Here is a 12,242-nt window from a genome sequence, read left to right as displayed (position 1 = left end):
TGATGACTCAATCAAAAACAATTAAAGAAAATCGCTATTCTATTATTTTAACAGTTACAATTATTTTACTTGTAGCTGTTTTACTTCTGTCATTTTTATTCGGAGCAAAAACAACTTCGATTCAAATGGTTTATGATGCAATTTTCAACTATAATCCTCAAATAGAGGAACATAATATTTTAAGAGAAATACGAATTCCAAGAGAAATTGGAGCAGTCATTGTCGGAATGGCACTGGCAGTATCTGGAGCTGTAATGCAGGGGGTTACACGTAATGGCTTAGCTGATCCTGGCTTATTAGGACTTAACGCTGGAGCAAGTATGATGCTTGCACTAACTTTAGCAGTAATACCAAGTGCAGGGTACTTTACACTTATGCTTGCAGGATTTGTTGGAGCTGGAATTGGTGGGGTACTTGTAATGAGTGTCGGTTCATCTAAACGTGGTGGATTTAGTCCAATGAGACTTGTACTTGCAGGTGCTGCAGTATCTGCGCTATTGACTGCTGCAAGTGAAGGAATCGCATTAATATTTAAATTAAATCAAACATTAACATTTTGGAGTGTTGGTGGTGTAAGTGGTACAACGTGGAAACAACTTATGATTTCAACGCCGATAGTTGTTGTTATTTTAATAGTGTTAATTATGATGAGTAGACAACTTACAATACTTAGTTTAGGTGATACACTTTCAAAAGGTTTGGGACAAAATAGTACTGTTGTTAGGTATACGAGTTTAATTGCTACAATATTATTAGCAGGTATAGCTGTATCTATTGTAGGTCAAATTGCTTTTGTAGGCTTAATGGTTCCTCATATTGTTAGATTTATGATAGGGACAGATTATAAACGCGTTATCCCTTTATCAGCAGTATTAGGTGGATTTATTCTTCTATTTGCAGATATGATTGCGAGAATGTTAGGAGAAGCACCAATTGGAGCAGTTATTTCAATTATTGGTGTACCGTTCTTCCTTTATCTTGTAAGAAGGGACGGTAAAATATTATGATACATCCTAAAATAATTCGAAAACAACGCATAACTTTTACCATTTTAGTAGTCGTACTCATCGCATCAATGGGATTTGCGATGACAACTGGCGAATTTAAGATGTCATTTGTCCAATTTTTCAAAACAATTTTAGGTCAAGGTAACGAACTAGATACTATGATTTTGTATGAATTTAGAATGCCAAGAATGCTTATTACAATCTTAGCAGGAGCAAGCTTAGCATTGAGTGGTGCAATACTTCAAAGTATTACAAAGAACCCACTAGCAGAGCCTGGTATATTGGGTATTAATGCAGGAAGCGGCTTTATGATTACATTGTTTTTAGTAGTTGGTACTATCAAAGCAGGCGATTTTGTATATGTATTACCACTTGTAAGTATGCTAGGTGGTTTAGCTACAGCTATGGTAATATTCATCTTTAGTCATAAAAAAGGTGAAGGAATAAACCCAGTGAGAATGGTATTAATCGGTGTGGGTTTATCAACTGCATTAAGTGGGGCATCTATTACAATCATGTCTACTTTTGACCAAGATCAAATGGAATTTATAGCAAGATGGTTTGCAGGTAATATATGGGGAGACGAATGGCCATTCGTGTTTGCATTTGTACCTTGGTTAGCAATCGTTATGCCATTCTTGTTTTATAAAGCGAATGTATTAAATGTCTTAAGCACAAACGAACAAGTTTCAGTTGCTTTCGGTATTAATAATAATAAAGAAAGAATCCTTCTCGTATTCTTAGCTGTTGTGTTATCATCTGCAGCAGTTTCAGTAGCAGGGGGAATTGGCTTCGTAGGATTAATGGGGCCACATATTGCTAGAAGTATAGTAGGACCAAGACATCAACTATACTTACCAATAGCCGTGTTAAACGGTGCAATATTGTTAGTCGCAGCAGATACAATTGGTAAAATTGTATTGGAGCCTAATGGACTACCAGCAGGAATTATCGTTGCAATAGTTGGAGCACCATATTTCTTATATTTAATGCAAAAATCAACACATATATAAAATGCTTTCAATCTGAATTAATTCGGATTGAAAGCATTTTTTTATTTTTGAATATAGTATATTGTACAGACTTAAAAAATCCAGTTTCAAATAAAATTTTCAAAGAAATTGAAATCAACTTTGCTAGTTTATTAAAATTTTACCTAAAAATATAAATTAAATATAAAATATTGTTTCCGAAATCATTTTAGGGGTATAACTATGAGTAGTAATAGAACTATACATAGGAGGTGCAGTTGCCAGTGAGAAGATTAAAGAATTTTTTCCTAGGCTTGTTCATAATAGTAGTTGTAGGCACGCTTCTTTTTACGTACTTGGATATTAGCCAAATTAAGAGCTATCAACAACAGTTATTAAAATATAATTGGTTTGAACCTACATTGATTGCTTGTGCTGGCGTATTAATATTCTTTGGTTTACTAATGTTCTTTGCGACATTTAAACCAACACATAAGAAACCAGGCTTACACCGTGACTACGAGGATGGTCACATATATATTACGAGAAATTCAGTTGAAAAATGTGTTTATCGTACAATTCAAAAATACGATCAAGTTCGTCAACCAAATGTTGTTGCTAAACTTTATAACAAGAAGAACAAATCTTATGCAACAGTTAAAGCTGATTTCTTTGTAGTTTCAGAGACAGGTGGTATTCAAACATTAACTGATCGTATCAAATCGGATATTAAAGAAAATGTTGAACATTTCTCTGAAATACCAGTGAAAAATATCGAGATTAATGTAAGAGATCAGAAAACGAGTGATACAAGAGTGTTATAAGACAAGGATAGGAGGTTCCGGTTATGCCAAATGAAAATCAAGATCCGAATCAATTCATTAATTTTATTAAAGAATATAAATGGAGAATTATTGGTTTTATAGCGATGTTAATTTTAGCAGTTTTATTTTTAACTATTGGTTTTTGGAAAACAGTTTTAATTCTTGTCCTATGTTTAATAGGTGTGGGGCTAGGGTATATTAAAGACTGTACACAGCAGTTTTTAAATTTCCTTAACAGAATTAGTTAGACTGCTAAATATATAAATAAAAAAATTAAAACAAATTATAAACTAAGGGAGAGAATTTATTATGGCAAACGTAGACAACAACAAAGCAAAAAGCAGTTACAATGAACAAACTGGTGTAAACGAACAAGAACGTGAAGTTCAACAACAACAAGCTCAAGCTCAAGAACCACAATTTTCAAATACATTATCTTTCTCAGATGAAGTAGTAGAAAAAATTGCTGGAATTGCTGCAAGAGAAGTTAAAGGTATTTTAGATATGAAAGGCGGATTTGCATCTAGCTTTACTGACCGTTTTACTTCTGGAAATAACGTAACACAAGGTGTAACTGTTGAAGTAGGAGAAAAACAAGCAGCTGTAGACTTAAAAGTTATTTTAGAATATGGTGAATCAGCTCCTAGAATCTTCAAAAAAGTGTCAGACTTAGTTAAAGAACAAGTTAAACATATGACTGGCCTTGAAGTTGTTGAAGTTAACATGCATGTTGATGATGTAATGAGTAAAAAAGAATACGAACAAAAAAACGCATCTTCTAATGAAGAAAACCAATCACAAAATGGTAAAGAATTACAATAATAGATATAAAAAAAGCGACCGGAAATTTTCCGGTCGCTTTTTATTATACTTGTTGTGATTTAGGTTTCTTTTTAAGTGTTAAGCAAATTAAAAATGCGATAAAGCTTAATACAGCTGCTACATATAAGCTTGACACGACATTAAAGTAAGATACAAAAATGCCTCCTAATAATGAACCTGCCCCAATTCCTGCATTTAAACTAGACATGTTCCAACTCATAGCAGCACTAGTATCTCCTTCTATTTGAGAGATAATACCTATTTGAATTGGTGGATTCGATCCCCATTGAACGATATTCCATAAGAATACACCTACTAGAGTAATAATTAATATAGGTAAAAATGATTGGAAAATAAGCATTAATACTGTGTAAGTGCTTAATGAAATTAACAACCATTTCTTGCTTCCTAATGAGTCTGTAATATATCCTCCTAATGATGTTCCAAGAATTGCACCAAGTCCCGCAACGAGCAATACAATGGAAACAATATTTAAGTCATATCCATAAATTGATAATAATGGACTGATATATGTTACGACAACATAATTAGCTGCAAGTATTAAGAAAGTGATACTTAAATATTTAACAATTTCAAGTTTGTCAATAATCTTATAGCCTTGATTTTGTTGAGATGATTCAACTGTATCTATTTTATTACTTGCTACATTAAATGCGATTAATATAATAGCTGCAACCCCGACAAGTGATATAAATACAAATGACATTCTCCAACCTACTAGGTCACCAATTTTTGTACCTAGTGGAACACCTAATACATTGGCGGCACTGAAACCTGTATACACGAGTCCGATCATTTTGCCTCGTTCACTTGGGTTAGAATATACGACAGTTAATGATAAAATCTTAACAACTATAATAGCTGCAGCGGCAGAAGATAATATTCTACCTAAAACTAATATTGTAAAATTAGGTGAGAAAGCGATGATACAGTTTCCTAATATGAAAATAGCCATGCTTACTAATAAGACGGTCTTTGGTGATATGTTCTTTGTGACTTTAACAAGTATTGGTCCACTTATCGCGAACGTTAATGCGTAAACTGTTACGAGTTGGCCAACTATTGCTTCAGATACATTTAAATCTTTACTCATTAAAGTAAGAATCCCCGCAATCATCAATTCAACCATTCCTACGACAAATACGCTTAACATAAATGTGATTAATCGAGCTTTCGACATCATATAACTCCTTCTCTTTGACATATAACCATGATTATAACAGTGTGATTTGTAAAAATACAGATAAAATTTAATACCCGAACAATCGTAATGTCTGTACATATTTTATGTATAAAATTAATTGAAAAAGTGATAATCATCAATATATCATACGGATAATATTCAATTGATTGAATATTTAAAAATATTAAAGTTAAGATTTACAAAATTTTATTGCGTATTATTATCTCATTTCGCTTTTATTTTTCTAAAAATTAATGACAGCGCTTACATAAAAATATATAATAAAATTAGGGATGAATAGTATTGAATATTTATTAATTATTGTGTATAGTTAGTCTTGCGAAAAGGAGAGAAAGTATGAAACAATCGAGTGTTTTAGTGGGAAGGTTAAAATTTATAATATTATCATTATTAGGGATTTACCTCTTTTTAGTTCCAATAACAGTAACAGACGATAAAGGTAATCCAGAGACTAGTTTACCTGTTGCATTTTTAGCAAATACCGTTTTAGGTTGGATAGGGGATTATGCAGGATTAATTATTATGCTCTTAATATGTTTTTCTGCAGTGATGACATTAATTTATTCTACTGTATTTAGTAGTTCTACTAAGAGATCTATAACTAATGAGCTATTTAATGTGAATTGGATATGGGTTGTAATACGCATAATAGGTGCTATATTTGCCATTTGTATATATTTCGATTTTGGACCGGGCATTGTAGTGAACGAAAATACAGGTTTAATGGTTTATAATGATTTATTACCAACTTTACTAGCTGTATTTTTCTTTGCAGGTCTATTCCTTCCATTGTTGATGGACTTTGGTTTATTAGAATTTTTAGGACCAATGTTTGCACCTGTCATGAGACCAGTGTTTAAATTACCAGGAAGATCTACAGTTGATAACCTTGCATCTTTTATTGGCGATGGAACAGTTGGTGTTATGATTACAAGTCAGCAATACGAACAAGGGTTTTATACTAGAAGAGAAGCTACTGTAATAGCAACGACATTTTCAGTTGTGTCTATTACATTTGCGATTGTTATTGCTCAAACAATCGGTTTAATGGATTATTTCTTCCAGTTTTATTTATCAGTTATTATAGCTTGTATTGTTGCAGCATTTATAATGCCTAGAATTTGGCCGTTGAAGCAAATTCCTGATCAATATTCTGATGGAAGTACTGAACAATTAAACGAAAAAATACCTAAGACTCATAATCCTATTACATGGGGATTTGAACAAGCAACAGAAAAAGCAGTTAAATCACCAGGAGTAAAACAATTCTTTGTTAATGGTGTTAAGACAGTTTTAGATATGTGGTTAGCTGTACTGCCTGTTGTAATGACAATTGGTACTTTAGCAACAATTGTTGCAGAATATACACCAACATTCAGTATTCTTGGAGCACCGTTTGTTCCATTACTAGAATTAATGCAAATTCCATATGCTAAAGAAGCATCTGAAACATTATTAATCGGTTTTGCAGATATGTTCTTGCCATCACTACTCATTAGTGATGTACCAAGTGATATGACAAGATTTATTGTAGGTGCGTTAAGTATTTCTCAATTAATTTATTTATCTGAAGTAGGGGGCGTAATACTTGGTTCTAAAATACCAGTTAGCCTAGGGAAACTCTTTATGATTTATATTATACGTACAATAATTGCTCTTCCAATTATTGTTATACTAGCGCATATATTCTTTTAATAAAAATGTCGACAAAGTTTTAGACTTTGTCGACATTTTTTTATTCACATCAGTACTTTTTATTTTGGTTCGATAGTTGTTTCTACTTTTGCAATAGCAATCTCTGATCCTAACATTGGTGATTCACCTTTATCTTTATTAGAATCGCCATCACGATTATGTGCTTGTTTGAAAGCATCACTATTTTTCCAAACTTCAAAGTCTTCTAATTCTTCCCACCACATGTTTACGTGTAATTCGTCGTTCTCTTCTATATCTTGCATATTCCAAGTTTCTACTTTAATAAAGCCTTTCATTTCTTGCAAAGCGCCACCTTTAGTAAACATTGGTGCTAATTTTTCTGCATAACCTTTTTTTATTTTAATTCTGTTTGTTACTACATACATATTAATCGCTCCTATTCCTTTGGTGTAGGGTTTGTTGCCCAAATTTGTGCTGTCTTCATAAATGTTCTTGGTTGTAATTTCAATTGTGCTATTACAACGTCTGCTACATCTTCAGGGTGTGTCATTGTATCTTCTTGTAATTGAGTTTCACCTATCAAATCAGTAAGAACGGCTGATGGTGTTAAATAAGACACGCGAATATTATGCTTTCTCATTTCTTGCATAATACCTTCAGTCATTCCAATTACAGCATACTTAGTAGCAGAGTAAACACTGCTTGTAGCATTTGCTTTTAATCCAGACATAGATGCAATGTTTATGACATCACCACTTTTTTGTTTAACTAAGTAAGGTAATGATTCTTGTAATACATAGTAAATTCCTTTAACATTCGTTTCAAATAATTGATCGAATTCTGATTCACTAACTTCTAAAAATGAATTAGTTTTCATTATACCTGCATTATTAATAACAATATCAATTGAACCGAGTGCATGATATGAGTCTTCGATAAAGCGTTGGACATCTTTATGATGTGCTATGTTTGTTTCTTTATAAAAAACTTTAACGTCATATTGTTTTAATTCATTGGCAGCTTCTTTTAAAGTTTCGACATTTCTACTCGCTATTGCTACATTGACACCTTCACGAGCTAAAGCTATAGCAATAGACTTACCTATACCTTTAGAACCGCCTGTAATAATGGCGTTTAGCCCATTTAATTCTCTTAACATAATTAACATCACTCCTCATCTATATGTTAGCACGCATTGAAAATGTATCATAATATTTAATATGAATATGACATAAATAACACCGCGAAGTCGATTAATAAGGACTTCGCGGTGTTTATTTTAAATGATAGAAGATTCAAACTTACGCTTTCGTTAGTTCGTTATATACCTTCTTATCAGCATGTGTATAAATAATGTATTCTTTTTCACTTGTTTCAATGATCACGCGATTTGTTTTACCAAAAGTTGAACCAATTCTTACGATATGATCCTGATTTTCATTAGACAAAGCGTGAATATCCTGATCTTCCTTAATGTCTTTAATTTCATTATTTGGAATTGTAATATCAGCGACTCTCCATTGAATATGAACTTGATTGTTGTCTTTAGATACTCTCATTGCCATAACTAACACATCCTTTTGTTTGATGACTACATCATAACGCATTATGTATCCGTTTTCAACAGATAATAAAGAAAATGTGTCATGTTTTTTATTTAATATGTCATACTAATTAAATTTAGTATTTTTATGCAATATATTGAATAACTATTTACAAAGAGGATTTTGTATTGTAATATTATCTTTATAAATAAATAAGGAGCTGGTTTCATTGGGACGAAGATATCTATGTTAAAGGAATTAAATAAGACGAGTTTTTTAAAAGAAGTTGATTTTTCTAAAGAAGAATTAGAAACACTTATTGATTTAGCTATAGAATTAAAATTCAAAGAAAAGCATCAGATCCCACACCGTTTTTTAAGCGGAAAACATATTGCTTTATTATTTGAGAAACAATCTACAAGAACACGTTCTGCTTTTACAGTAGCTGCTACTAAAATGGGGGCGAATATTTCTTATCTTGGTAAAGAAGATTTACAACTTGGTAAGAAAGAGTCTGTAGAAGATACAGCAATTGTATTAGGTTCAATGTTTGATGGCATTGCTTTTAGAGGTTATGAACAAAAAACTGTAGAAGACTTAGCAAAATATTCAAAAGTACCAGTTTGGAATGGATTGACGAATGAGTGGCATCCAACACAGATGTTAGCTGACTTTTTAACTATTAAAGAGCATTTTGGTACATATGAAGGAAAGACTTTGACTTTTATCGGGGATGGTCGTAATAATATTGCAAATTCATTGCTTGTAACAAGTGCGATACTTGGCGTAAATATCCATATAGTAGCGCCAAAAGAATTGCATCCTAATAAAGAAATTCAAGAGATGGCCAAATCACTTAGCGAAAAATCTCAAAGCGAAGTGTTAATCACGGATGATATTCAAGAAGGTATTTACGGAAGTGATGTCATATACACAGATGTATGGTGTTCAATGGGGGAAGAAGACAAACTTGAAGAACGCTTTGAATTATTAAAGGATTATCAAGTGAATCAGAACCTTATAAATTTAACAGGAAAAAATGATACTTTATTTTTACATTGCTTACCTGCCATTCATGATTTGAATACAGAAATGGGGGCACTCTGTTTCGAAAAATTTGGTGTAACGTGTATGGAAGTAACTGATGACGTATTCAGATCAGACTATTCTAAAGTATTTCAACAAGCAGAAAATAGAATGCATACAATAAAAGCATTATTAGCCACTACGTGTGGAGAAATATTTTAAAGTGAAAAAAGAGTGGAGAAGAAATCTTTTTATAAAATTAGATTTCTCACCCACTCTTTTTTATTTAAAAATCTTTTATTAATTTCTTTCGATTACGATTGATTTCAACATATTTAGTATAGCTATAAAGAATTATACCTGCCCAAATAAATATAAATGTAATTAACTGGTCAACATCAAATTGTTCACCAAGTAGGAAAATACCTATAAAGAACATAAGAGTAGGACCGATATATTGAATGAACCCAGTTAGTGAAAGTGGTATTCTTCTAGCTCCAGCACTAAATAGTATAAGTGGTATTGCAGTTATTGCGCCAGACAGTAATAACCAACCGCTAGAATGATTCATTCCAAAAGTAATAGCATCATTTTGTGATAAGTAGAATATATAAATAAGTGCTGCTGGTAATGTGACAATACATTCTATTGTAATACTACTAAAAGCATCGATATCTACTACCTTCTTAATTAACCCATACAATGCAAAGGATGTTGCTAATAGTATCGATACGTACGGAAATTCACCGACTTGGAAAGTCATATAAATTACACCTATAAACGCTAGTGCAATTGCGATCCATTGTGCTTTTGAGAAACGTTCTCCTAAAAATATAAAAGCTAGGAATATACTCATTAAAGGATTTATATAATAGCCTAAACTCGCTTGGAGCACATGATGGTTATTAACAGCCCAAATAAATGTACCCCAGTTAACTGTAATAATATAGCCTGCAGCAATAATCGCTAATAACATTTTTTTTTGCTTAAATAATTTAATTGTTGCATTTTTGAACATTGATAGTTGTTTAGTAAATGTTAATAACAACAACATGAATACAGCGGACCATATTATGCGGTGGGCTAGTATTTCGAATGGACCAATTTCATTTACGAGGTTCCAGTATATTGGAAGAATACCCCAGATTATATATGCGAAAGTTGCATACATAATACCTTTTTTAAATTCTGACATTGTTTATGACTCCCATTGTGATTGAATAACTTCTGCTTGATCGTGATAAATGTTTGAAGCAATATTTGCAAGTAATCTCGAAGTTCGATTATCAATATCGAATCTTGGTGATAGTTCTGCAATACTAATGCTTGTACTTTTATTTGAATTTGTAACTAACTGTAAAATTGTTTGTACAATTTGAGGTTGTAATCCCATTATACAAGGTGCACTAACAGCAGGTGCATAACTAACATCGATTGAATCTGTACATAATGTTATGAGTATTTCGTCGTATTCTTCAATAAATGAATTAATAGAAGTAATTGTTTCGATAGATAAATGACTACGTAGTTCATCTTCACGTATATACTGTACGCCATATTCATCAGCTCTTTCGAACAATGCTTTTGTATTACCATTTTTTTGTATACCTAATACAAAATAACCGACTTTGTCATCTTGATCTAAAATTTGTTTAAACATTGTTCCAGAAGAAGGTTGTTCATCATAATCTCTCATATCAAAATGCGCATCTATATTGATGATGCCTATTTTTTTGTTTTTATTAGCTCTTCTCACGCCTAAATAATGTCCATATAAAACTTCATGACCGCCACCAACAATGACTGTGAAATGGTTATGTAATAGAATTTTAGAAATTTTATCTCCTAGTTCTTCTTGTGCATCTTCCATTTTAGTTTTGTTGCAAATGACATTACCATAGTCTGTTAAATGTAAATATTCATTATGAATTGGTAAGGGACTCAATGACTTTCTAAAATGTTTAGGACCATCAACAGCTCCTGTTCTGCCATTATTTCTAGAAACACCTTCATCACATTCAAAGCCTATAAGCGCCATGTTTACTTGGTGCTCAAATTCTTTCTTTGGTTGAATATCATCTTTTTCGATATTAATCGAATTCACAATTTGATGAAATCTGAATGCAGAGCGTAAAGATAAGCTATCAGTTCTACCAGTCCATTCATCCTTTTTAACATCTTTATACATAACAAATACCTCCTACATGTTACAATAATTTTTACTAATATCAGTTTATCATGTATGATATTCTTATGTTTTAATATGTGCTTAATTATTTTATAAGAAAGAAGTGTCCTTAATGAGAGAAAAGAAAGAAAAAGCAAAAAGGCCGAGGAGTGATTCAATGAAATGGATTTATGGTCTCTTAACAGTTTGCTTAATATTTCTAGTAGCATGTGACAATCAATCTTCTAAGAATAATGAAACAAATAAAGAAAAGTCGTCAAATGTAAAAACAACAGAAGAAGATACAAATGAAGTTAAAACGAAAGAAGAAAAGCGTATTGACAATAAAACAGTAGAAAAAAATAAAGCTCAAAATAACAAAAGTATAGAAAATAATGAAAAGCAGTCTTCAGAAGAAATTCCAGTAGAAGAAAATGTGAACGGTGTTAAACCTAACAATCATACTGTACCTGAAGAATTCGATACAAAAGTATATAATACTGCAAGAAATTGTTTGTTAAATCAAGGCAATTCTCAAGCAGAGTGTGATGATGTAGAAAGTACAATAGAATTCACGAGAGCTTGGCAAAATTTAAGTCATGATGGTTATTTATGTAATGATGATGGTTGTACTTTGCCTAAAGATGATCAACATCAAGATAATAGTCAACAATCAGATCAAGATTCAAATTATCAAACAGATGAATTGAATACGAATGAAAATAATCATCGAGAAAATCACTCGAATAATAACAATCAACAATATAAAGATACGAATAAAGAACAACAAAAACAAAATCAATCAAATGAAACAACAAATGAAACAACAAATGAAAATGCTAATAATCAAGAGAATTTAAATAAAGCAAGCTAAATAAAAAGCGTTCGTCTCTGTAGACGAACGCTTCAGATTCAAAGATTATTTGGCATAAAATCAATGAGACAGACTATCAAAGAAATTGAGACAAATGTAGCTTACCGTTGGTATTTAGGGTTCAGC

Annotated in this window: 14 protein-coding genes and 1 pseudogene; 9 read left to right on the top strand and 6 right to left on the bottom strand. The window is 31.8% G+C overall.

All coding sequences use genetic code 11. The features are described 5' to 3' along the window. The first annotated feature begins 2 nt into the window (after positions 1 to 2). The 5 genes from CD129_RS11505 (at position 3) to CD129_RS11485 (ending at position 3,624) form a co-directional block, all read left to right on the top strand. Complete coding sequence (locus tag CD129_RS11505) at positions 3 to 1,007, top strand: FecCD family ABC transporter permease (protein ID WP_115337130.1); 1,005 nt, start codon at positions 3 to 5, stop codon at positions 1,005 to 1,007. Further along, the gene (locus CD129_RS11500; RefSeq protein WP_115337131.1) at positions 1,004 to 2,020 is read left to right on the top strand and encodes a FecCD family ABC transporter permease; all 1,017 of its coding nucleotides are present in this window, start codon (positions 1,004 to 1,006) and stop codon (positions 2,018 to 2,020) included. The genes CD129_RS11505 and CD129_RS11500 overlap by 4 nt, the downstream gene beginning before the upstream one ends. A gap of 242 nt (positions 2,021 to 2,262) precedes the next feature. Further along, entirely contained in the window at positions 2,263 to 2,802 is a 540-nt protein-coding gene (gene amaP / locus CD129_RS11495) for an alkaline shock response membrane anchor protein AmaP (protein WP_243832016.1), read from the top strand. A 23-nt stretch (positions 2,803 to 2,825) separates the two neighbouring features. Continuing rightward, positions 2,826 to 3,050: a DUF2273 domain-containing protein gene (locus CD129_RS11490; RefSeq protein ID WP_025906323.1), complete on the top strand. Its 225-nt coding sequence runs from the start codon at positions 2,826 to 2,828 to the stop codon at positions 3,048 to 3,050. A 61-nt stretch (positions 3,051 to 3,111) separates the two neighbouring features. Continuing rightward, positions 3,112 to 3,624: an Asp23/Gls24 family envelope stress response protein gene (locus CD129_RS11485; RefSeq protein WP_107509439.1), complete on the top strand. Its 513-nt coding sequence runs from the start codon at positions 3,112 to 3,114 to the stop codon at positions 3,622 to 3,624. Between the two features lie 43 nt (positions 3,625 to 3,667). Here the strand turns inward: CD129_RS11485 and CD129_RS11480 are convergent, their stop codons facing one another. Beyond that, positions 3,668 to 4,825, bottom strand: coding sequence for an MFS transporter (locus CD129_RS11480; RefSeq protein ID WP_107509438.1), 1,158 nt, complete (start codon positions 4,823 to 4,825; stop codon positions 3,668 to 3,670). A gap of 360 nt (positions 4,826 to 5,185) precedes the next feature. On the opposite strand from CD129_RS11480, the gene CD129_RS11475 reads away from it, so the two are divergent. After that, positions 5,186 to 6,544 carry a YjiH family protein gene (locus tag CD129_RS11475; protein WP_078358103.1) on the top strand — a complete coding sequence of 453 codons (1,359 nt, stop codon included), beginning with the start codon at positions 5,186 to 5,188 and terminating at the stop codon, positions 6,542 to 6,544. Positions 6,545 to 6,603: 59 nt separating this feature from the next. Here CD129_RS11475 and CD129_RS11470 read toward each other — a convergent pair whose 3' ends face one another. From CD129_RS11470 to CD129_RS11460, 3 genes are all read right to left on the bottom strand, one after another. Further along, complete coding sequence (locus tag CD129_RS11470; RefSeq protein WP_078358104.1) at positions 6,604 to 6,930, bottom strand: heme oxygenase; 327 nt, start codon at positions 6,928 to 6,930, stop codon at positions 6,604 to 6,606. Positions 6,931 to 6,941: 11 nt separating this feature from the next. After that, on the bottom strand, positions 6,942 to 7,664 hold the full coding sequence (locus CD129_RS11465) for an SDR family NAD(P)-dependent oxidoreductase (protein ID WP_107509933.1): 723 nt from the start codon (positions 7,662 to 7,664) through the stop codon (positions 6,942 to 6,944). Between the two features lie 142 nt (positions 7,665 to 7,806). Next, positions 7,807 to 8,070, bottom strand: a complete 264-nt coding sequence (locus tag CD129_RS11460; RefSeq protein WP_078358106.1) for a SunI/YnzG family protein — start codon at positions 8,068 to 8,070, stop codon at positions 7,807 to 7,809. 225 nt (positions 8,071 to 8,295) lie between these two features. On the opposite strand from CD129_RS11460, the gene argF reads away from it, so the two are divergent. Further along, the gene (gene argF / locus CD129_RS11455; RefSeq protein ID WP_078358107.1) at positions 8,296 to 9,297 is read left to right on the top strand and encodes an ornithine carbamoyltransferase; all 1,002 of its coding nucleotides are present in this window, start codon (positions 8,296 to 8,298) and stop codon (positions 9,295 to 9,297) included. 64 nt (positions 9,298 to 9,361) lie between these two features. Here the strand turns inward: argF and rarD are convergent, their stop codons facing one another. Then, entirely contained in the window at positions 9,362 to 10,270 is a 909-nt protein-coding gene (gene rarD / locus CD129_RS11450) for an EamA family transporter RarD (protein WP_078358108.1), read from the bottom strand. A 3-nt stretch (positions 10,271 to 10,273) separates the two neighbouring features. After that, complete coding sequence (gene hutG, locus CD129_RS11445; RefSeq protein WP_115337133.1) at positions 10,274 to 11,263, bottom strand: formimidoylglutamase; 990 nt, start codon at positions 11,261 to 11,263, stop codon at positions 10,274 to 10,276. 157 nt (positions 11,264 to 11,420) lie between these two features. Here hutG and CD129_RS11440 point away from each other — a divergent pair, with 157 nt between their 5' ends. Beyond that, positions 11,421 to 12,116, top strand: coding sequence for a hypothetical protein (locus CD129_RS11440; RefSeq protein ID WP_107509930.1), 696 nt, complete (start codon positions 11,421 to 11,423; stop codon positions 12,114 to 12,116). Positions 12,117 to 12,140: 24 nt separating this feature from the next. After that, positions 12,141 to 12,242, top strand: a pseudogene (locus CD129_RS11435) (transposase); the annotation flags it as partial.

Origin of the sequence: Mammaliicoccus fleurettii (assembly GCF_003970575.1) — a bacterium.
GTDB lineage: Bacteria > Bacillota > Bacilli > Staphylococcales > Staphylococcaceae > Mammaliicoccus > Mammaliicoccus fleurettii.
The sequence above is the reverse complement of the archived record's forward strand: the minus strand, read 5'-3'. Positions and strand labels throughout refer to the sequence as shown.

What these genes read in the sequence shown, in the direction of transcription:
- hutG (WP_115337133.1), bottom strand. Translation starts at nt 11,263, where the DNA reads ATGTATAAAGATGTTAAAAAGGATGAATGGACTGGTAGAACTGATAGC.
- CD129_RS11440 (WP_107509930.1), top strand. Translation starts at nt 11,421, where the DNA reads ATGAAATGGATTTATGGTCTCTTAACAGTTTGCTTAATATTTCTAGTA.
- CD129_RS11505 (WP_115337130.1), top strand. Translation starts at nt 3, where the DNA reads ATGACTCAATCAAAAACAATTAAAGAAAATCGCTATTCTATTATTTTA.
- CD129_RS11485 (WP_107509439.1), top strand. Translation starts at nt 3,112, where the DNA reads ATGGCAAACGTAGACAACAACAAAGCAAAAAGCAGTTACAATGAACAA.
- CD129_RS11460 (WP_078358106.1), bottom strand. Translation starts at nt 8,070, where the DNA reads ATGGCAATGAGAGTATCTAAAGACAACAATCAAGTTCATATTCAATGG.
- argF (WP_078358107.1), top strand. Translation starts at nt 8,296, where the DNA reads ATGTTAAAGGAATTAAATAAGACGAGTTTTTTAAAAGAAGTTGATTTT.
- CD129_RS11500 (WP_115337131.1), top strand. Translation starts at nt 1,004, where the DNA reads ATGATACATCCTAAAATAATTCGAAAACAACGCATAACTTTTACCATT.
- rarD (WP_078358108.1), bottom strand. Translation starts at nt 10,270, where the DNA reads ATGTCAGAATTTAAAAAAGGTATTATGTATGCAACTTTCGCATATATA.
- CD129_RS11480 (WP_107509438.1), bottom strand. Translation starts at nt 4,825, where the DNA reads ATGTCGAAAGCTCGATTAATCACATTTATGTTAAGCGTATTTGTCGTA.
- CD129_RS11465 (WP_107509933.1), bottom strand. Translation starts at nt 7,664, where the DNA reads ATGTTAAGAGAATTAAATGGGCTAAACGCCATTATTACAGGCGGTTCT.
- CD129_RS11490 (WP_025906323.1), top strand. Translation starts at nt 2,826, where the DNA reads ATGCCAAATGAAAATCAAGATCCGAATCAATTCATTAATTTTATTAAA.
- CD129_RS11475 (WP_078358103.1), top strand. Translation starts at nt 5,186, where the DNA reads ATGAAACAATCGAGTGTTTTAGTGGGAAGGTTAAAATTTATAATATTA.
- CD129_RS11470 (WP_078358104.1), bottom strand. Translation starts at nt 6,930, where the DNA reads ATGTATGTAGTAACAAACAGAATTAAAATAAAAAAAGGTTATGCAGAA.